Raw genomic sequence first — 21,413 nt, 5'->3', positions numbered from 1 at the left:
AGCGGCCTTTCTAATGTGCTGCCGCTTCATATAATGAAAATTTATTGGTTAACCATTTTTCATTATACCACCCCATATTGCGGCTATGTTTAGCATCATCCCATAGACTGAAAAAATGGCGACGTTGTTCAAAGCCATCATCTAAATGACTTTTTTCAAGATAACGCTCTGCAATATGTAAGTCACTACGGACATCAAACAGATGAATTACATCCAGTTCTCGATGTTTAAAACCACTATCGCAAGGATCTAACAAACCAGCGACTTTAAAAGTAGTAGGATCAAACAACACATTAGCAATATGACAATCATCATGAACAAATGATGATGACTCATGAGCAATCGGAGCTAATACTTTGGCTCTATCTTCCCATAGGGCGGTAAATTTATCTTTTAGAGCAGCACTAAAGGGAGAGCCTATGCTCATCAAGTAGTGATATACGCTTCCCATCCAATCATCAAATGCTGCTCCCAAGTTTTGACTAAATTCGCCATTTGAAAGCTCAAAACCTTGTGGATGCTGATGCTCATGAAGTGCCAGTAAAATATCAGTATAATCTTCTCTAAATGTCATCACCGCTTTAGAATCTTCAGGTAATTGGTGCGCAGAGACCCCTTCTAACCAATCTAAAACGATATAATCATAACCACTTTCTCGGCCAAACAAATAAATCTCAGGTACAGGGCATGACACAATTTTACGTAACTGCTCTAAACTCGCGACTTCTTTTCCTATACGACCGACTTCACGTGAAAATTTAACTACAATTTTCAACTTCCCTGAGGCCAGAAAAACGACCCAACCATAAAAGGTTTCCTGAATATCACACACGTCAGCTTTGCGACGAAACATTGCCATAAACGCATTTTCAGCAATGACTTTTAGCTGGGGTTTATTCATCTTTAGTACCTTTGATCATCATGGTCACACAACACAATCACTTATACCCTCAAGGCATAAGCGATTGTTTTTATGTGGCTTTTCGTTGTTTTATATTTTAAGAATGCATCATAACAGCAAAGATAACCAGTATTGAGAGATAGAAAAGACGAAAATAGCTTACCTTTAGTTACAATTTCATTTTTAGTAATAATAATCACTTTTTTTTGATGATAATTTAGAGTTCTAAACTAAGTAATTTTATCATATAAAAATAACTAATTTATAACATGAAAAATCAAACAAAAAATCATATAGATATTAGGTATATCTATACCATAGAGGGATATTTATATTGCGTATTGTCTTTGAGAATTGACACATTATAAAAAACACTTCGTTTTGTAACGATATAATCGAATTGTGTTTTTTATTCAATATAAAATGACTTTACATTCCTATCATTATAGTCGTTGAAATACGCCTACTTTTTAGCTGTTTTTTGTGAGCTAGCTAAAGTTTTCATGCCAAAAGCCAGTGTTTAGTGTAATATCCAGCGACCAGAGCCGACCTCATTATGCGCTCTGCATTCAATAACGAACGATATCGGGGCGATATGCAATTACTCGAAGCCAAACTCCATAAAATTGACCGTCATAACTACCGCAGCTATTCAAGTATGCGCGGTGAATATCACTTTGTTGATTTCGACTTTTTTATCGATACCGTTCAGTCGGATCCCTTTGCGCCAGCTTCTCGCGTTCGTGCTCGTCGCGCATGGTCACTCACTGACCTTGAATGGCTACGTGGAAAATCGACTGATTATCAGCGTGCAGCTCGTGATTTTATTGCACGCTTCTTTGCTGATTTATCCCAGCAAGACAACGCTGTCTTAATTGACATGCCAGGACAAACAATTCTAGATCGTACCTCTGTCGTATTTGATGATGAAGGTATTGAATTACGTTTCCGCATTAATCTGCCATCTGATGGTCGTACTATTATTGCGAAAAAAACGCTAAACCTACTGACATTCTATTTACCCAAAATGATTCGACGTGCCACTATCGCACGTGAATTACCAATGGATGAGTTACAACGTCACTGTGAGGCAGTTGAAGATCAAGTTGCGCTACGTAGCCAACTAAAACAACATAAATTATTAGCCTTTGTTGCTGATGGCAGCTTATTACCTCGTATTGCAGGTAACAGTGATTTGCCACTACCTGATGCTATTCCATTCCTAAGCCCTGATAACCTAGCGGTGGAGTTAGAAGCACCGCATAAAGGTAAGATTCGCGGTATGGGTATTCCTGAAGGTATTACGCTTATCGTTGGTGGTGGTTTCCACGGTAAGTCAACACTGCTAAGTGCTATTGAACGCTCTATCTATGATCATGTTCCTGGCGACGGCCGTGAATATGTTGTAACCAATGATGCTGCAGCTAAAATTCGTGCAGAAGATGGCCGTTGTGTTCACAATGTTGATCTATCGCCTTACATCAGCAATTTACCTATGGGTAAAGATACTACTGCGTTTAGTAGTCAAAATGCGTCAGGTTCAACCTCACAAGCATCATGGCTGCAAGAGTCCATTGAAGCTGGTGCTGAAGCTTTATTGATTGATGAAGATACCTCTGCGTCTAACTTCATGATCCGTGATGAGCGTATGCAAGCATTGATCTGTAAAGAAGATGAGCCAATTACACCATTAGTTGACCGTATCGCACTACTGCGCGATCAACACAACATTTCAGTGATGCTGGTAATGGGTGGCTCTGGTGACTATCTTGATGTCGCAGATACTGTTATTCAAATGCACAATTATGATGCTATTGATGTAACAGAAAAAGCACGTGCGGTTGTTGCTTCTCACCCAACACGTCGTAAGCAAGAAGGAACAGAGGTTATTGTTCACCCTCGCACACGACAAATAAACCGTAGTGCCTTGCAAGCAATGCTAGAAGAAGGCAAATTCCGTATTCAAGTAAAAGACAAAACATCACTACGTTTTGGTCGTGAATACATTGACCTACAAGCACTAGAACAAATTGCTCACTCAAGCCAACTGTTGGCTATTGGTTACTTGTGGTTCCAACTTGCACAAACTAAAGGTTGGGAAAAAAATCCTAGCCATGCATTTGCCAAGATGTTACACGACAATTGGGCAGATATGATGCCTAAATACGGTGAAATGGCTAAGCCTCGTGTTATCGAGGTAATGGCTGTTTTAAACCGAATGCGTAAAGCTGAATTTAAGTAAGCCTTAGGCTAAACTCGGTTATTCTCTAAACCCCGCTCAATGCGGGGTTTATGTTAACTCAGGATACAGTAGCGAAATAAGCTACAATCAACTATAATATGCGGTCATTTTATTCGCAGATTACATTCATAAGCTGAAAATAATCATTAGTTTATGAATGTAATCGGCATAGGCCGACAGTTTAGGAACACAGCATGTCATTTTTATCTCAAGGTTTTTCTCAAGATCTCGTTAAAGCATTAACTGAGATGGGTTATGAGAAATTAACCCCAATTCAGCAAAAAGCCATTCCTCAAGCACGACGTGGTGCTGATATTTTAGCTTTAGCACAAACAGGTACAGGCAAAACAGCAGCCTTCGCACTACCTATTATTCAAAAGTTGTTGGATAAACCAGCAACCAAAACCCGTTTTAACGTTCGCGCATTAATTCTTGCACCAACGCGTGAATTGGCTGAACAAATCTCAGTAAATATTAACGATTACGCAAAATATACTGACATTAATTGTGCCGCTATCTTTGGTGGTAAGAAAATGTCATCGCAAGAAAAACGCCTAGAACAAGGTGTTGATATTCTTGTAGCAACACCGGGTCGTTTAATTGAGCACATGGAACAAAATAACGTTTCATTAGCTAACTTAGAATTTTTAGTGTTTGACGAAGCTGACCGTATGCTTGATATGGGCTTTATCGGCGCTATTCGCGTTATTCTAGAAGATATTCGCACTAAGCCACAAACAATGCTGTTCTCTGCAACCTCTTCTGCACAAATGAACGCATTAGCGGCAGATATTCTACGTAAGCCACAACGTATTACTGTAACACCAGAAAACAGTACAGCGTCAACGGTTGCACACGTAGTCTATCCTGTTGATGAAGATCGCAAACGTGAAATGCTATCTGAATTGATTGGTAAGAAAAACTGGCCACAAGTGTTAGTTTTTGTAAACTACAAAGAAACCGCAAACCAACTAGTTAAAGAACTAAAGCTTGATGGTATAAAAGCGGTGCTTTGCCATGGTGATAAAGCACAAAGTGCCCGTCGTCGTGCATTAGAAGAGTTTAAAGAAGGTAAAGCACGCGTTATGGTTGCAACAGAAGTTGCTGCTCGCGGTCTAGATATTCAAAACTTACCGTATGTTGTAAACTACGACATGCCTTTCCTTGCTGAAGACTATGTACACCGTATTGGCCGTACTGGTCGTGCAGGACAAAAAGGTAATGCAATCTCATTTGTTAGCCGTGAAGAAGAACTTACTTTAGTTCAAATCGAGCGTTTGATTAATCAACGCATTCACCGCGTACAATTAGAAGGTTACGAGCCAAAGAGCCGTGAAGCATTAGTTGAGCGCATGAACACTAAAGCAGCTTATCGCGATCGTGCGGGTCGTCAAAATAATCCGACTCAGGATCAATCTGCTGCTGAGCGTCGTGCTCGTTTACGTAAAGCAATTAGCAGTAAAGCAACTAAAATCACTCGTTTAAAGAAGTAATTTAATCGAATTGTTTAAGTATCACAAAAAGCCGAGTTAAGATTGCTATCTTACTCGGCTTTTTTAGTTTTGCTTCTGTTGTACATTTTAGCTATAGCACTACATCATATAGCTAACTATCTATAATGAACGACGTTCCGCTTTGGTTGGAAAGATTCGGCACCAATCTTTTTTCATATCAACTACTTGCCACTGATGTTTTTTTGCTGCTTGCATCAATGCAGGGGTAAATTTACCTTCAAAAGAATCAGCGCCATATTGCCACTCACGTTCAGCATCGGTGTGGTGGATCAACATGCCTAAACTGGCACCTTTTTGAGATGTCGTCCATGATAGCATCGCTTTATCACCCGTTGAGTTACCAACAGCAAGAATAGGACGCTTACCGATAATCGTCGCAATATTGATCGCTTTTTGTGGGCCGTCATCAATGTAGACTAACTTATTATTTTTAATCAAAGTGCCATCTTTATAAGTGTAACCAAAGGCAGTACCAATCACGTTTTCAGCGGGAATGTGATAGATAGCTTCGCTCCACGGTTTAACAAATGCACCACCAGCACCCGTTACAATAAAGACTTTAAATTGATGTTTATGCAAATAATCAATCAACTCAATCATCGGTTGATAGACTAGATCAGTATATGGACGTTTAAAACGGGGAGACTGCGCTGTTGAGAGCCAATTTAAGATATCTTTATTATATTGCTCAGGCGTTAACCCTGCTTGAGATGTTGCAAGAATAGGTAATAATGCACCCCAGCCTTTTGCAAAAATAGCTTTGGTGTTGTTATCGAGTACCCACTTATACGGTGTTTCTGTTTTCCACTCAGGATGTTGTGCACTTTCATGCTTAATCTGACTAAAGGCAAACAAAAACTGCGTATAAGTTGGCTTTTCAGGCCACAAGGTACCATCGTTATCTAACACCGCAATACGTGCACTGGGCTTGACGTAATCGGGATTACCGACGGTTGTTACATCGTTAACAAACTGAGTAATAGCACTACGACTCGCACTGCTATTCCATAATGGTAAAACATCACCATCATGACTGCATGTTGCACTATAAGCCGATGTTGATGCCGCAAGTAACGTAGCGATACCCACCCATATTGCTACCCTTTTTTTTCTAGTCACAAAGCTAGATCCTTGTTATTCGTTTTTATGGTAATAAAAAGCAGGTCATTAATAACCTGCTTGTTGTTTTCTTTGATTCTAATTGTAATCTTCGTAAGGGTTAACACTATCAAACACAATAGCGTGTTCAAACTCAGACAATTTAATCGCATCAGGTGTAATGGTTACTGAATGCTCATCCATCACCGCTTCACCAAAGTGATAACGAATGGTTTCTTGTCCTTGGCATGCATTAGCATCATTACTGCTTGTAACAGCTTTAACAGCCTGATTGCGCGTCTGATAAACAGCCATAGCATCATTACCGTATTTAGCGGTTAGCATCGCAATAGTTTGTTGTGGTGATAACACTAAACCCGATGCATTATTGCCACCAAAACCTTTGGCGTTAAGAATAACTGCTTTGTAGTTTTGACCATACTCACCGGCATAGGTGTGATCCATTAAAATATTAAGATTAGAGCAATGCACATCATCAGCAATATGATCTATGGTATTAATCGCTGGTAACCAACCGTATTGCCATACACCAAGAGAAGCAACAAGTTGATCACCGGCAGCAGCGCTCATTGAATGACCTACATACGATTTAATTGCAGCAACAGGCCAACTTTCAATGCCAAACGTTTTAGCAACTTCGTTAAGAATATGACTTTCTGTTACGCGGTTTTGTGGTGTTCCGGTACCATGTGCTTGGACAAATGTTTGCTTCATGCCCTCTTCGCCAAGGATCGCCTTTGCTAGTGCCGCCGCTTTTGCCACAGTGACATAGTTACCTACACCTGGCGCTGAAATTGACTTTTTATTGGCATCCGCATTTACAAATACATCTGCCACAGAACCATAAATATTAGCGCCTAATTCAAGGGCTAACTCATCATCCATTAGCACCACAAATTGTGCTGACTCTGCCATTGTAAAACCAGCATTGGATGAGAATGGACGACAAGCTCGACGGTTATCGACACTGTCTATACCATCAAGCGCTTTTAATTGTTCGTCTTCAGCCAGAGCACCCATCACTCTAAAGCCTTCCATGATCTCAGGCTCTACCGGTGCTTCAGCATTACCGACAATCACAACTTTTGCTTTGCCATGCTGAATATCATGCATACCTTGGCGAAGGTTATAGAGGAAAGTTGCACATGCCCCCATATTCGTGCCTGTTGCGCCAATACTATTGATCACATAGCCGTTAATAAAATCTGCTGGCATTTCAGCAAAAGATAAAGCCATCATCTTTGAACTAACACGCCCACCAGTAAGGTGCGCAGCAATCATGCCTCCTAACGAGTTATCATCAATTTGTGCTAGCCCACTTCCAGCGTACACTGATACTTCATCCGGGCGAATATGACGTAACACTTCATTCCACTCAAAACCTAATGAATTAAGGGCATCTGAAGCGCCATATACCGTTAACGACAAGCCTCGTGGGTGAAAACGAGAGTTATATAATTTGCTTGGCTCAAAGCCAGTAGGAATATTACCGCCACTTGAAACAGGGAAAGCAACACGGCCTTCTACTAATGCGTCAAGGTTTCCCATTACGGTGATCACCGCTTTTGTTCCTTGAATATCAACTTGCCAGTTTGACGGAATATGATTAGGTAATTTAGATTTACGCAATGTAAATGTGATCTGATCATCTGCTGAATTTAAATTCGCTTTATATTGATACAGCAAATTATCAGGATCGAAAGAATGGATACGGCGCACACAGGTGCCCGCTTTAATCGCGGTAATAATATCTTCGGTAATAGCGCCATCGTCACTCAATCCCATACGATGAGCGAGATCTTGCCATGTTGATTGCATTACATCATCAGATAGTACATCAGCGATCATCAGCTTATAACTATGAAAGCCTGAACTACGACCAGCAGCATTGATGCCACCTAAACCCACAATTAGCGGTAATTTTGCCATTTTAATATCCTGAGATCGATTTAATACACCGTTGAAATCAGAATATCAGTATTAACCTATGATTCATTCTACGTTTGTGCCAAAATTACTTGTATTCCAGCCAAACTAACCAAAATATTACACTAACGTATGTTTTGTAATCAATTATCATGGAAACAAAAATAATGCGAGTAGGTTTTATTCTTTTCCATCGGGCACTTATCACTGGAATCTCATTAAGTGCAGAGATGTTAACTAGTGCTGCAAGTCTGCGTGATCGTAAAACTCAGCAACAATCGCCGTTTGAAATTAAGCTAATTGCTTCCAGTTTAGCATCGCCCATGTTAACCGCAGGTATTCGCATTCAACCCGATATTACCTTTGAAGATGAAACAAATTTTGACATTATTATTGTGCCACCGATGTGGGGAAACCCTATCTCTTCAATCGCAAAACACCCTCAAATACCCGCATGGCTAATTAAGCAATATCATAATGGTGCGCAGATAATTGCCACAGGAACAGGCGTTACATGGCTAGCTGAAACTGGATTATTAAATAACCAAACGGCCACAACTCATTGGTATTTTTATGACAAATTTTCCCAACGTTACCCACAAATAAAACTTAATCGTCAAGCATCTATTACCTCAGCTAATGGTCTTTATTGTACTGAAAGTATTAACTCACAGACAGAAATGGTGCTGTTTTTAATTTCTAAATACTATGGTCAGAAAATCGCTAATACCATCGAAACTCATTATGGCCATGAAATAAGTAAATCAGGTCATCAACCTTTTTATGAGATTGGTGGTCAAGTACAATTTGATGAATCTATCGCTCAAGCGCAAGACTGGATGCAGCGTTGTATGTCACAACCATTAACGACTCAGCAAATTGCTCAGCATTGCGGTCTACCTCTACGGAGCTTCAATCGTAAATTTAAAGATCAAGTGGGACAAGCCCCCCATCAATATCTGCAAAAAATACGAATGGAAACCGCTAAGGAGTTGTTGCGTGATTTTGGAATGTCATTGTCTGATGTATCAGAACAGGTGGGATATAAAGATCCGTATCATTTTTCAACACGGTTTCAAAAAGAATTTAATATTAGCCCTTCTCAGTATCGCAATATGGTGAAGGCAAAAGCCTACAACGTTCAATAATCAACATTTCAAAAAACCAATAAAAACGCCTAGCAATAAGGCTAAGCGTTTTTATTATGATAGGTATGTCGATGTCGATTAAAATTTTCGACTTGTTATATCTTCGCATTCGCCGTCAATCACATTTGATGCCGTTTGACGTTGTTGACGAAACACACTATTCATTGTTTCATCTTGGCCAGCAAAACCTTCAGTAAAGTTCTTTTCTTCGTATTGCATACCTTCGGCAGCAAGTTTACGTTTAATAAATGGTTTCGCAATCATCGCCGCAATACCAAGAAATAGTGCCATAATAGCAGCAAAAGAAACTGCAAATAAGCCGATTACAACAGCAAAAAAACCAGTAAGTAAATTTCTCATGGACACGCCTCTCTAAAATCATATCAATCAGGCCGTTAAGTTATCTTAACATTTATCATGTACCTGATAAGTCTGCTTATGCAAACATCAATTAAATACTTTTATTATTGTTCTAAATAATAGCGCCTTGTAAATGAACCGACCATGAACATAAGTATACATCTGTCACTTTAAGTAAGTTTTATTACACTTTATCGTAAAAGGAAAGATAAATCTTTTTTAGAAAAAAAACTGATACTTGGTTTGCTGTAATAATGATTTAAACTGTTAAACTCATGGCGCTATGAATATCACATTGAATACGGCTAATTTTATCATTTGCTAATAAAAAATAGGCATCTTGTGGTAAGTCTTGAGAGAATACCTCATCATAGGTCATGCCAGCATAGACTCCACGAAAAACAGCTCCCGTTAAACCATGTGAAATAACAATCGCATTTTCAGAAACAGAGATATCGGATAAAAAGTCTTCAATACGATCTTTAACGCCATAATATGATTCAGCGTTTGGAGCCATTAAATACCAATCTTTCTGCTCACAAAGTCGTGGGTGCATTATTTTAAGTTCAGGAATATAAGCTTGTTCCCAATCACCTAAACAAAACTCTTGTAAACGCGGATCTTGCACAATGTCACTTGGGTCAATACCGATTTGTTGAGCAACAATTTCAGCGGTTTGAACTGCGCGACCTAATGGACTTGAATAAATAGTCCATTGACTTTTATTGGCTAACTTATTTTTTAGTGATCGACCAATCGCTGATGCTTGCTGCTGCCCTAAATCCGTTAACTTAGAATTACAGTGTCCTTGTAAACGCTGTTGTGCATTAAAGACTGTTTGTCCGTGGCGTAATAAAAATATACTTTTTGACATGCTGTTCCCCCTATAAGTGGATGTTAGGTTATACCATCTGCGCATCACCAACAATAACCAAGCCAAAAACAAACTTGAATTAATAGCAATTATTCTTATTAATCCCACTCAACATCCTTATCTAAATCACGTTAAAAACCACGATACGCAAACGCTTACCTTTAATAACTATATGATTATAAAGAATTTAAATGGAAATGAAATTCAAATAAGCCCTCTTTATCCCTACAAGGTATCATGCTATTATCCCGTCCCTATTTGTACTACGAATATAAAATAGACAGTTTGCTATGGTCTAATCTCTGCTTTTTTTAAGCAATTCGTATCTTTGGCTTATACGGATATAGCCTTTTAGGTAATTCATACAATAATTAAAAATCACTGAGGCACACCAACGTTATCAAAACAACTTTGCTCTCAGTAGATGACAAGAATAGAGACTCTTAATGGTAAATATCATTATTGACGGTAAAACATTCAAGGTAAATAAAAGTCAAACCTTGCTCAAAGCTGCACAACGATGTGGCATTACAATTCCATCACTTTGTGAACTCGATGGTTTTCATCATAATTGCGACTTATGTGACGTTGAAATTGAGCACCGTGGTACAGTCAAATCCTGTCGTGTCTACCCCGCTGAAGGTATGAAAGTTACCACAACTTCTACCGCTTTGATCCAACGTCGTAAACATGCACTTGAGCACCTTTTATCTGCACCTAATATCAGTTGTAGCGTGCCACCTTGCCAAGTTGCATGCCCTGCTGATGTAGATATTCAATCCTATCTCTATTTTATTGCCACCAATCAGCCTCAAAAAGCCATTGAAGTTATCAAGAAAACCTTACCAATGCCCTTATCTATTGGTCGAGTATGCCCCGCTTTTTGTGAAGCTAAATGTCAACGTAAATTAGTCGATGGTTCGATTGCAATTCGTCAAATTAAACGCTACGCCGCAGATATAGATTTAGCTTCTTTACAAGCATATACGCCAACGAAAAAGCCAACTAAACCACAACGAATTGCTATTGTTGGTGCAGGTCCTGGTGGACTAAGTTGTGGCTACTTCCTTAGCAATGAAGGTTACAACGTCACGGTTTTTGAATCAATGCCACAAGCTGGCGGTTGGTTACGTTATGGTATTCCAGAATACCGCTTACCTAAAGATGTGTTAGATCAAGAAATTGACATTATGTGTCGTAATGGTATGACAATCGAAACCAATAAAAAATTAGGGACTGATTTTAGCTTATCGTCATTGCAACATGATTATGATGCTGTGTGCCTTGCTGTAGGTGCATCACTTGCAAGTGAAATGCGCTATGAGGGTACAGAACTTCAAGGTCATTATCTTGGTGTCGACTTTCTAAAAGATCAAATATTGGATAAGCAATACACGATTGGTAAAAAAGTGGCGGTTATAGGCGGCGGAAATACAGCAATTGACTGTGCCCGAACAGCATTACGTTTAGGTGCTCATACAACCCTTATCTATCGTCGAACGCGTGATGAAATGCCCGCTGAATTATATGAAATTGAAGAAGCTGAACATGAAGGGGTTAATTTCTTATTTTTAACCAATCCCGTTGAAAATATTGCTGATGAAACGGGCCGTATTTGCCAAGTGAAATTAGAAACGATGACACTTGGTGAACCTGATGCATCAGGTCGTTGTTCTCCTAAAGCCACTGGCGAATATATCTATGCTGAGTTTGATACCGTCATCGCGGCTGTATCACAAAAAACAGATACGCGCTTTTTAGATAGCGATACCATTGAATTGCCAATGAGCCGTTGGAACACGCTTGATACTGATGAACAGACAATGTATTCAGGTGTCGATAAGATTTTTGGTATTGGTGATTTTCGTCGTGGCCCTGCAACAGCCATCGAAGCGATTGCCGATGGCCGTAAAGCAGCGCAAGCTATCGATAACCAATTTGGTGGCAACATGGAAAAACTCTATACCGAGTCATTCCGTGAGCGCAATGTTACCCGTGGGCATTTAATTCGTCCTGATCATATTAACAAGCTCAAAGATGTGATGCGTTCATTACTCTCAGGTAATAACGCAACGGATATTGAAACAGAGCTTGAACATGCATTAAAGCAAGTCATGCGTAATAAAATGGCTGAACTTAATGTTGGTGAACGTCATTTGAGCTTTAATGAAGTCGAAAAAGGTTATGCCGATCAAGCAGCCATTGATGAAGCGAAACGTTGTCTCAGCTGTGGTTGTCACGATGGCAATAACTGTAAATTACGCCATTATGCGACTGATTATAAAGTTGATAAAAACTTAATAATTAGTGGGTTACAACCAATTACAGCATGATCACTTCTAAAGTAGCCTTAAAGAGCTAATAAAAAAGCCACTGTCGATATTTGTTATTTAAACAAATACCACCAGTGGCTTTTATTTAACGTAAATCATGAGATAACGCTAAATTACCCAACCAAGTTCATTGGACGTAATTTTACATACTCAAATAATTTATATTCATCAGCGGTAGTTAAAAAGTTGAGAAAATGCGCACTTTCTAAATGTGCATCAAGGTGAGCTTGTGACAGCCACACTTCTTGCATCACAAATAATCCTGCTTCATTTTGATCAGCAAACAACTTATAACTTTCACAACCTGCTTCTAAATGCGTTGGCGCAATAAGTGACTCTAATAGTGCTTTCGCTTTCTCGATACAATGAGAATTAGCTTTAATTTCTGCTAATAAATAAATCATTCGTTAACACTCCGTAAAAATTTGCTCATTCTGCCAACGTGACTTTGGCACCTCAACATTAAAATCATCAGCACTATGATAGCCAATAGGTACGACGACTAAACTTGTAAGGCCTTGCGCATTAAGATCAAATTCTTTATCTAAAGTCTCACGATCAAAACCTTCAAGAGGAACCGCATCAATCCCCATTGCAGCCACACCTAATAGCAACGAACCAATGTTAAGATATACCTGTTTCTGCATCCAATGATCAGCGTCACCTAATGTTTTTCGATGTAAATCAACAAAGAAGTTACGTCCATCAACCATGCGTTGCTTTGATTGTTCATTTGAGAAACGACCATCTTGCTGTTCACACGCTAATAGATCATTTAAATAATCATCATCTATGGTTGTTTTTGAACAAAAAACTAACACATGAGATGCATTTAAAATTTTAGGTTTATTAAATACATACGGTCCTTCAGCTGCTGTCGCTATACGCTGTTTCGCGTCATCTGTAGCGGCAACAATAATATGCCAAGGCTGTGAATTAACACTGGAAGCACTTAATCGAATTAACGCTTTAATTTGTTGTAATTGATCATCTGTTAACTTACGAGAAGGATCAAAAGCTTTGGTTGAATAGCGCTTTTTCGCCGCATCTACAATAGTCATATTATTTTCCTGTACCGTATAATCTTTAGTGCTATACCATACTCTTAGATGATAAAAAGGAAAACCTATACACTATATCGATTTTCCAAAACTCATTTTTACTATCAGAAACGATTATTACAATGTTGCACGCGTTACTTCATATCTTCTTCGATAGCCTTAAGTCCTGCTTGGCGTCCTAACTCATAGCCTGCATTTAATTTATTCACATCACGTGTTAAACGTTTAATTAAAAAATTTTTATTGGGAACAATGGCAGTAATACGACAATCAGCTGGCGGATTACGAATGAAATACAGCGCTTTATTATAACGCGATTCTTTCGTCAGAAATTCTTGGCCAAATACCGGTGTGGTTTTAAAAATTTTACGGGTTAACCAAGGCACCTGGTGGCTATGAACAAAGTTTGCCTGTGCATGTGATAAAACAACGGTAATATCACGTGCACCGCGACGGTAAGCTTCAATAACCGGAATAGGATCGGCAATGCCACCATCACTCATAGCAACACCATCAACCTTAGGAAAATTATGATAAACAATCGGTAATGCACAGGTTGCTGTCATTAAGCTCTGCAAATTATCACGCTTAACTTCAATATAATCAGCATCACCGGTAGCTATGTTTGTTGTGGTAGCAAAAAGAGGGATCCCTTGGCTTTCATATTTATCAACTTCAAGTGGTAAATTATCAATACTTGCAGACCATAGCCAATCTATATCGATAAGATTGCCCCCTTTTGCAAATCGAACATAGTTAATAAATGATTTACTGCGTGCATATTCCGTGATTACTTGGTAGTTACGTTTATGGTTTTTACACAAATAACCCATTAACACCATTGATCCGGCAGAAACACCAATCGTAAAATCGAATGGGTTATAATCTTTTTCAAGAAATGCATCAAGAACACCCGTAGCAAAAATACCACGCATTGCTCCACCCTCAACAACCAAAGCACGCTTAGGTGTATCATTCATAACATTTATCCTTATAAGTTATAAACTTATTGAAATCCAATCGCATATATCATCAGAGTATCAATATAAGCCGAATATTACTGTACACAATAATAGAAAAAGCATACTTTTATTGCATATTTCAGTTTAAAAACAACCACACTGCTCATATGAGGGTTATTCCACTTAATAAATATATAAGCTTTTTTTTAAACTTACAAAAATAAAACACGTAATTTCAACCATAACCATCGACTAATATTCATTCTTCAGTCATCGTTATTGCTGAAATAAAACAAGCATCAATGCACTCTAGACAACAATTATCACAAGTATTACAGATCACTAATCGAGGCTGTTTAACTGGCGGCTCTCGTTGCCCATTGCGAATGCATGTTGTTGATGGTGAGATTAAATATGTAGAAACAGATAACACCGGTGATGATATGTTTAACCATTCTCATCTAGTACGTGTCTGTTTAGTTGGGATCCATCAAGCACGCTTATCGCTCGTATGATGAACCTTTGTGGTGGCTACTTGAACCACTATGGTGACTATTCTGCGGCAAACATTGAGCGTATGAGTGAATTCAATGGCACAGTATTACTGGTGATAGCTGGAAGGTTATGGCTATTCTCTGCGTTTAAAGCACATCAAACTAAAGCAATTACAGCCATTAGTTTGCCGGCTTTTATCGTGATGTTTATTGCAGAGCTCATCGGTCGCGGCGTTTTTTACGGCTTACACTTCACCGTTGGAATCATATAATTTATTTAATATTATAAGCATAATGAAAAACGCCATACACGACCTAAAAAGCGTGGGTAGCGTTTTAATCTAAATTACTGCACCATTGCTTTAGTATTCAAATACGATTTAGCCGCTCTGAAACCAGCAGCAAACGTTAATCCTGCAGTAATGACTGGAAACACAAACATTAACGGTCTTAACGTTGTCATTATTGCGATGACTGATTCTGATGTTGGCTGATAAAGAGGAAGAAAATAAACAATGCTATAACTTAAGCATAGTGTAATCACTAAAAATACAGCAGCGACAATCACACCGAATAACCATGACTCATCGGTTAATTGTGCAAACATTTTACCATAACGTTCAGCACCAGATTTACTTATACCCACCACTAACTTCATCCTTTAAGCGCGTTAAAAAATCATTTCCAATATAATTATTAATATCTATCAGAGATAATGTCTTGTTTTACTAGTTACGGTATAACGTCACAATGTTTTTAGGTATAAAATTAACCATATCGCCCTGAACAAGCATTTCTAGTTCGATATCAGAACTCACTTCGATTACTTCGCCTTTCATAAAATCAGACTGACAATCAATAATTTTCACTTTAATGTCATGCCTATTTGAACGTAGTTTTGCGGTTTCTCCTATCTCGATAGGTTTGTAAATATCAACAGGTGCTTTACCAAAGAAAGATCTTGGACCATTTACATCATCCCACTGCATTGTCATTTCCTTATGATTAATATATCTAACCTGACTCATTCCATGTAAGTCGAGTAAATTTGGTTATTGATTGTGTAACATAACCATCACATTTTATAGTGAGTTTAATTATTTATTCAACGAAAAAAACGACAAAAAAGGTGATTAAAACCACGAATACAACCTATTTTAAGCTACTTTTATTTCGTTTATGACAACGATGTAAGGTTTTATTTCTTTAAATAACTAAACTCAATATTTTTATCTAATAAAGAAAATTAACAGACAAATGGTAATGGTAATGGTAATGGTAATGGTAATGGTAATGGTAATGGTAATGGTAATGAATATAATCTATTACAATGCATCAAAGTCAGATTCATTTTTTTCTAGTTTTACAAATTTGATGATCTTCTCCCACTTACTTGATTGGTATGTCATCATTAAATATCCTTTTTCACCAGATAAGCCTTTTAGCTCAACTATAGCTTTGCTACCATCTTTTCCATGCCAATGAGACAACCAATTACCACAATCATTAGCCTTTAAACATTGATAGAATGCGTTGTTGTCATCATCATTATTAGCCGAATAATCAGTTAGTTGGGGAGGATTGTATTTTTTAGTTAAGCTTGTTTTTACTTGACTGTACAAAGCTTTCCCTGCAACGCCAAGCGTATCACTAGAAATATTTCGACTAACGAGCATTACTTTTTGAAGCCCATGTTTATGATCGATAACTACGATATAACGCTCACCATAAGAAACTTTTTTTATCGGTTGCGTTGTTTCACACACCATTAAATGTTTTCTAGTAGAACAATCAGTTAACAACACTTTACTGCTTATTTGCTGATAAGATTGCCCCCATACAAAACCAAATGGTGCTTCAATTTCATTTGCAATCGTATTTAATGGTAATGTAATCAAAAAAAAGCCAACAAGCATTTTCATAACAAATCCTCTTGTTTCCATCGCATTCAAAGCCAAGATTCACCCTCCCGCTGAATCTCGATATTAACAGCTAACAGCCACCATATAAACTAAATTGCATATTATTATATGTTAATTATTTTCTGTAACATTCAAGTAAGAATAGATTTGTGACACTCCACTCAAAACAATCAGTAATAGGATATTTATTCCATTGAATCGATGGGTTGTTATGCTGTTTAGTCGACTTGAATAGTAAATTAATCATCATTGGTTAAATCTTTTAACCAAAAAAGTAATCCGGTAATAGATAGACACAGTACAACAGGCACAACTAAGGCGTAATTTAATGAGAGTGCCATTAAATTACTACCAACTATAGCACCAATGAAAATAGCAAGCCACAAGCTAAGTTGCTTAAAAAATAGTTGCTTATCTCCTTGACCAAGCAGTAGTAATGCCAGTTCTCGTCCTGTATTTGCGAGAAAAGCGGTTGCAAATGTTAATGGCATCGCCTTACTGATTGTGATCCTTAATGCAATGTTTTGTAGCCCCATCGCAAAAGCAAGTACAAAGTTAGTTGCCATTGGAACGGTAATTTTTTCGATAAAAATAGCGCTACATAACAATATAGAAACAGCACTCATCACCAGCCAACGATAATTTTTTTTCTGCAATACAGCAATCATCTCACCGACGGTGATCCCTGTAACAAACAGTAAGATCACTCCTATATAAGATATTGATTGTCCATATTGATGATTAGATAACAACATTGCCACGTGTGTTGTATTACCACTCATGAAGGATACAAATAAACCATTTTTAAGATGGATAAAACCAATAGCATCAACAATACCTGCGCTAAATAATAATAAGAATGGCATAGCCGAAAGAATAGTCGGTTTAATTAAAGATAGGTTCAATGGATTAAAGTATTAAATAATGATAACAATTTCGTCAGTATTACATTTATTTTGAGTATTTAACATAGGTTAAACATAGCCATAATAGTTTTGAGAATATTATGACTATGTTATTTATTACTTAATAACACCACAACCATGCGTGCACCACCACCAAGATCTTTAGGGTGATCAACCTTGCCTTTCATGTCGACATAAATGATATTTTGAGACTGATATTTTGGGACAGCCATATCTTTTTTAATACAAAACATATCGTTATCCCCTATTTGACCATTCATATAGTTATGTTATTTCTTTTCAATTACTGCTCACCCACGTATATTTACGTCGACTTTATTACCAGAAGTTGGTCAATGAGTATCTATAACTCAAAGCATAAAGGAGTATGCAATGCATCAAACAATCACATCATTACTTATTATTGATCCTCAATACGACTTTTATGATGTTCCATTACATGAGCAACTTAATGTAGCCGCACAGACAATCTCTCCCGCCCTTCCTGTTCCCCATTCATGGGAAGACGCGCAACGATTGGCTCGCTTTATTCACAATCAACAAACTAGCATCAACAATATCGTGGTAACCCTTGATAGCCACCATGAGTACGATATTGCACATTCGATTTATTGGCAAAATAAGCTTTGTCAACATCCAGCCCCATTTACGCTTATTAGTTATCAAGATATTGTTGATGGTCTGTGGCAGCCAACCGATCTAGAACAACTTAACCATGTACTTGAATATACTCAGTCTCTTGAGCAAACAGGTAAATACAGCCTCATTATTTGGCCTACACACTGTGTTATTGATTCAGTTGGTCATACTGTTGTGGCACCAATTCAAACAGCTATAGATAATTGGGAGAAGCAGAAAAACATTTCAAGTCACACCATATCTAAAGGTGAAAACCCACATACTGAACACTATGGAGGATGTGAGGCTGAATACCCACTCCATGATGATATAAAGACCCAGTTTGATCCCCAATTAACTGCATTAGTTGTACAGAGTGATCGTGTTTTTATCTCAGGACAGGCTCTATCTCACTGCGTCGCCAGCACCGTAGAACAAATGATCGACAAGCTACCGCGCGATGACATTCGTAAATTAACTCTTCTAATTGATACCACCAGCCCTGTTGCTGGCTTTGAAAAGCAAGCACAAGCCTTTGTTGAAAGAATGCTCGCTTTAGGTGTTAATATCGCTAATACAACCGATGTTAACCACCGTTAGATCTCATATTGCGCAATGTATTACTGCGCAATATAAACAGTAAGAAGAACATTGAAATTTCTCAAACTTTTTTATGATAGTACTATCATTATTTTTTAATCAAAAAAAACAATAAAAACTTTAAGTTACAACTTACCAAGTTAAATCAACAATCCGTTCATCCGCTATATAATAAACAATATCACCAGCGGTAAGTATGGTAGTTAAACTCGGATTAATCTCACATGTTTTATTTCGTTGACGCACTGCAATAATAATAGCTTCGTGATGTTTTTTGAATGTGTAATAAATTGACTCAAGTGTAATATCATCAATATGTAGTGGAACTTCAATAGAATATTGGGTCTGTCCTTTATGTGCACTCACTAATTCTGAATGAATAAAGCTTGATCCTTTATCTATTACTGACTTAGCTACTAACTCTGTTGATAATGACGATATACATTCAGAATTAGGGCAATATTTATGTAATAGATTTCGCTTAATCGAATCATCAAAATGCGCCACTAAATGTGCATCACTATTTTGCTCTGCGATAAATAAACTGATGGTTAAAGTTGCATCATCTAAGTCAGTATCAACTATCACAGCACTCGCTGTAGAAAGGCTTGCACGCTCCATCTCTATTGCGTCAGTAAATGAATTCACACGCACAAAATGTACATCGGTATCAAATGGTGATTCATCATATTCACACGATACCACTACCACCTCTCGCCGTCCTTGCTCTTCTCTTTTCAACATTTCAAGTAAATGGGGCGTACGACTACTATTTATACCAATAACGATAATATGATTTTCCAAATTCAATTTTTGCTTCCCTCTTCTATTTGCACGCCAAAAATCAGTAAAAAAAACTGCAATTTTACCTATTAACAATGCGAATAAACTCACGCCACAAGGAATAATAAATAAGGCTGCAAATAACTGTCCATATGCAGTCGTTGGACTTAAATCACCATAGCCAACGGTACTACTTGTCGTCACGATATAATAAGTAAAACTTACCATGCTTTCGGTTAAATCAGATTCCTTAGCAAGTACTAAACCTATCCAACTCAACATGACATAACCACTAACGAGCAACATTAATGTATATCTATTAATCGCCATAAAATGCTTATTAATTACTTTTTTTATGACGTTTAATAGTAAATGCATATCCCTTCCTTTTGATTTACATAACATTAACATTGTAGTCAATCATAAAACAGCTATATGCATTACATTTCAAAAATTTCGTGTCCTATCTGTGCCCTATTTGAAAAATGACGGTCGTTGAACCATTAACACTTTTATGGCTATCCTGTCTTTTTTATTCTATTTCTTACCCTGTTTTCCTCAGCCTAATGTCCGTCATCTCGGAAGTGAGACACGAACTATCCGTGATCTACTCAACGCGTGATCGAGCCTTAAAGACGCCAGTGATACACGTTAATTTCACGTAGAATCATAAAATCTATAACACTGAATAGTTGATTCCCTATTACTCACATTGAATAAATCGCCTGATACATAACTACTGAAGATCTCAAGCGATACTTAGCTCAACGGATTACAACCATTTATGGAGTACCGTCATAATTGATCAAAATGGATTACGAAAGTTATGGGTGTCCTATGTTTTGATGTTTTGATAAATCAATGCATTAAATTGATTGGTTCACGACAAGGATGACGCTCGACTTCTTTTCAGCATCACCCTTTATGATATTCGTAATATTTTGTTCGGGCTTGTCCAACACTTTGAATAAGTGTCGGCTTCGCGACACATATCCTTATTTGTTAAATTCATTTATCTATCGAACCGTAGACTGTTTCATATGCTTCAATTAGATCCAAAGTTGTTTGTCGTAGAACTAAAAAACCATGTGTAAAATCAGATATTTTATTACTTTGTCCAGTTAGGATAATAGCAAGTGTTCGGTCGGAAAAATTATCAAAGAAATTAGAATTAAAATGTTTATAGAACGAAATTTGCATATCTTTATCAAGGAAGTCTAAATAAACGGATAATGAATGTTGTAAATTAGCCGATTTTAATGGGAAATCCTCAAATAAATAAAAGTGTAAATCACGCTCATGCACAATACCGGATAAATCTATATACTGTTTTCCTTTCACTGTTGTGACAAACGTTTTATTTGCTAAAAAGCCTGATAATTCCTCTTCTGTTGGAAAAGTAGTGAACTTTTCATGTGGTTTTTCAGCTAGTACTTGAAACATTGAAACAGTTTGATTCCTAATAGATACAACAATTTTTTTTTGCTATTTCTTTTGATTTATTAATTCTATCAGCTTCAAACTTTACTGATGTCATTATATAAAAAATATAACCAGCAACGACCGACATAGCTAAGTTACTAATAATATTTGCAAACTCTGCTCCACCTTTAAAAAACTCAGGTGTATC

22 protein-coding genes are annotated in these 21,413 nt (G+C 37.6%); 7 read left to right on the top strand and 15 right to left on the bottom strand.

The window, feature by feature from the left end; translation table 11 throughout:
• Positions 1-10: 10 nt before the first annotated feature.
• Entirely contained in the window at positions 11-901 is an 891-nt protein-coding gene (locus BTN98_RS14100; protein ID WP_060997976.1) for a phosphotransferase, read from the bottom strand.
• A gap of 595 nt (positions 902-1,496) precedes the next feature.
• Between BTN98_RS14100 and BTN98_RS14095 the strand changes: the two genes are divergently transcribed.
• Positions 1,497-3,143: an ABC-ATPase domain-containing protein gene (locus BTN98_RS14095; RefSeq protein ID WP_060998006.1), complete on the top strand. Its 1,647-nt coding sequence runs from the start codon at positions 1,497-1,499 to the stop codon at positions 3,141-3,143.
• A gap of 194 nt (positions 3,144-3,337) precedes the next feature.
• Positions 3,338-4,636 carry a DEAD/DEAH box helicase gene (locus tag BTN98_RS14090; RefSeq protein WP_060997977.1) on the top strand — a complete coding sequence of 433 codons (1,299 nt, stop codon included), beginning with the start codon at positions 3,338-3,340 and terminating at the stop codon, positions 4,634-4,636.
• Between the two features lie 120 nt (positions 4,637-4,756).
• Here BTN98_RS14090 and BTN98_RS14085 read toward each other — a convergent pair whose 3' ends face one another.
• Positions 4,757-5,776: an HAD family hydrolase gene (locus tag BTN98_RS14085; RefSeq protein ID WP_231730686.1), complete on the bottom strand. Its 1,020-nt coding sequence runs from the start codon at positions 5,774-5,776 to the stop codon at positions 4,757-4,759.
• 78 nt (positions 5,777-5,854) lie between these two features.
• On the bottom strand, positions 5,855-7,705 hold the full coding sequence (locus BTN98_RS14080; RefSeq protein WP_060997979.1) for a beta-ketoacyl synthase: 1,851 nt from the start codon (positions 7,703-7,705) through the stop codon (positions 5,855-5,857).
• Positions 7,706-7,869: 164 nt separating this feature from the next.
• Between BTN98_RS14080 and BTN98_RS14075 the strand changes: the two genes are divergently transcribed.
• Positions 7,870-8,850, top strand: a complete 981-nt coding sequence (locus BTN98_RS14075; protein ID WP_060997980.1) for a GlxA family transcriptional regulator — start codon at positions 7,870-7,872, stop codon at positions 8,848-8,850.
• Positions 8,851-8,928: 78 nt separating this feature from the next.
• On the opposite strand, the gene BTN98_RS14070 is transcribed toward BTN98_RS14075, so the two are convergent.
• Both BTN98_RS14070 and BTN98_RS14065 read right to left on the bottom strand, forming a co-directional pair.
• The gene (locus BTN98_RS14070; protein ID WP_060997981.1) at positions 8,929-9,210 is read right to left on the bottom strand and encodes a hypothetical protein; all 282 of its coding nucleotides are present in this window, start codon (positions 9,208-9,210) and stop codon (positions 8,929-8,931) included.
• Positions 9,211-9,469: 259 nt separating this feature from the next.
• Complete coding sequence (locus tag BTN98_RS14065; protein ID WP_060997982.1) at positions 9,470-10,084, bottom strand: histidine phosphatase family protein; 615 nt, start codon at positions 10,082-10,084, stop codon at positions 9,470-9,472.
• A 446-nt stretch (positions 10,085-10,530) separates the two neighbouring features.
• Between BTN98_RS14065 and BTN98_RS14060 the strand changes: the two genes are divergently transcribed.
• The gene (locus BTN98_RS14060; protein WP_060997983.1) at positions 10,531-12,417 is read left to right on the top strand and encodes an FAD-dependent oxidoreductase; all 1,887 of its coding nucleotides are present in this window, start codon (positions 10,531-10,533) and stop codon (positions 12,415-12,417) included.
• Positions 12,418-12,530: 113 nt separating this feature from the next.
• Here the strand turns inward: BTN98_RS14060 and BTN98_RS14055 are convergent, their stop codons facing one another.
• The 3 genes from BTN98_RS14055 to BTN98_RS14045 all read right to left on the bottom strand — a co-directional run bounded on the left by BTN98_RS14055 (position 12,531) and on the right by BTN98_RS14045 (position 14,458).
• The gene (locus BTN98_RS14055; RefSeq protein WP_060997984.1) at positions 12,531-12,821 is read right to left on the bottom strand and encodes a putative quinol monooxygenase; all 291 of its coding nucleotides are present in this window, start codon (positions 12,819-12,821) and stop codon (positions 12,531-12,533) included.
• Between the two features lie 3 nt (positions 12,822-12,824).
• Entirely contained in the window at positions 12,825-13,478 is a 654-nt protein-coding gene (gene nfsB, locus BTN98_RS14050; RefSeq protein ID WP_060997985.1) for an oxygen-insensitive NAD(P)H nitroreductase, read from the bottom strand.
• A gap of 134 nt (positions 13,479-13,612) precedes the next feature.
• Positions 13,613-14,458, bottom strand: coding sequence for a patatin-like phospholipase family protein (locus tag BTN98_RS14045; protein WP_060997986.1), 846 nt, complete (start codon positions 14,456-14,458; stop codon positions 13,613-13,615).
• A 284-nt stretch (positions 14,459-14,742) separates the two neighbouring features.
• On the opposite strand from BTN98_RS14045, the gene BTN98_RS20365 reads away from it, so the two are divergent.
• Positions 14,743-14,955 (top strand): hypothetical protein, encoded by a 213-nt coding sequence (locus tag BTN98_RS20365; protein WP_060997987.1) that lies wholly within the window; start codon positions 14,743-14,745, stop codon positions 14,953-14,955.
• A gap of 20 nt (positions 14,956-14,975) precedes the next feature.
• Positions 14,976-15,206, top strand: a complete 231-nt coding sequence (locus BTN98_RS20860) for a DmsC/YnfH family molybdoenzyme membrane anchor subunit (RefSeq protein ID WP_412779400.1) — start codon at positions 14,976-14,978, stop codon at positions 15,204-15,206.
• A 74-nt stretch (positions 15,207-15,280) separates the two neighbouring features.
• Here the strand turns inward: BTN98_RS20860 and BTN98_RS14035 are convergent, their stop codons facing one another.
• The 5 genes from BTN98_RS14035 to BTN98_RS20360 form a co-directional block, all read right to left on the bottom strand.
• Positions 15,281-15,580: a hypothetical protein gene (locus BTN98_RS14035; RefSeq protein WP_146107026.1), complete on the bottom strand. Its 300-nt coding sequence runs from the start codon at positions 15,578-15,580 to the stop codon at positions 15,281-15,283.
• Positions 15,581-15,662: 82 nt separating this feature from the next.
• Positions 15,663-15,923 carry a hypothetical protein gene (locus BTN98_RS14030; RefSeq protein WP_060997990.1) on the bottom strand — a complete coding sequence of 87 codons (261 nt, stop codon included), beginning with the start codon at positions 15,921-15,923 and terminating at the stop codon, positions 15,663-15,665.
• Between the two features lie 336 nt (positions 15,924-16,259).
• Positions 16,260-16,892 carry a hypothetical protein gene (locus BTN98_RS14025; protein WP_146107025.1) on the bottom strand — a complete coding sequence of 211 codons (633 nt, stop codon included), beginning with the start codon at positions 16,890-16,892 and terminating at the stop codon, positions 16,260-16,262.
• Positions 16,893-17,095: 203 nt separating this feature from the next.
• Positions 17,096-17,722, bottom strand: coding sequence for a YoaK family protein (locus tag BTN98_RS14020; protein ID WP_060997992.1), 627 nt, complete (start codon positions 17,720-17,722; stop codon positions 17,096-17,098).
• Between the two features lie 149 nt (positions 17,723-17,871).
• Complete coding sequence (locus BTN98_RS20360; RefSeq protein ID WP_156451833.1) at positions 17,872-18,015, bottom strand: hypothetical protein; 144 nt, start codon at positions 18,013-18,015, stop codon at positions 17,872-17,874.
• Between the two features lie 139 nt (positions 18,016-18,154).
• Between BTN98_RS20360 and BTN98_RS14015 the strand changes: the two genes are divergently transcribed.
• A complete protein-coding gene (locus BTN98_RS14015; protein WP_060997993.1) occupies positions 18,155-19,000 on the top strand; it encodes a cysteine hydrolase family protein in 846 nt (281 codons plus the stop codon).
• Between the two features lie 132 nt (positions 19,001-19,132).
• On the opposite strand, the gene BTN98_RS14010 is transcribed toward BTN98_RS14015, so the two are convergent.
• Both BTN98_RS14010 and BTN98_RS14005 read right to left on the bottom strand, forming a co-directional pair.
• Positions 19,133-20,161, bottom strand: a complete 1,029-nt coding sequence (locus BTN98_RS14010; RefSeq protein ID WP_060997994.1) for an ion channel — start codon at positions 20,159-20,161, stop codon at positions 19,133-19,135.
• Positions 20,162-20,791: 630 nt separating this feature from the next.
• Positions 20,792-21,226, bottom strand: a complete 435-nt coding sequence (locus BTN98_RS14005; RefSeq protein ID WP_105030024.1) for a hypothetical protein — start codon at positions 21,224-21,226, stop codon at positions 20,792-20,794.
• Between the last annotated feature and the right edge of the window lie 187 nt (positions 21,227-21,413).

The organism is Photobacterium aquimaris, from assembly GCF_002954455.1.
In the GTDB taxonomy this organism is placed as follows: domain Bacteria; phylum Pseudomonadota; class Gammaproteobacteria; order Enterobacterales; family Vibrionaceae; genus Photobacterium; species Photobacterium aquimaris.
The sequence above is the reverse complement of the archived record's forward strand: the minus strand, read 5'-3'. Positions and strand labels throughout refer to the sequence as shown.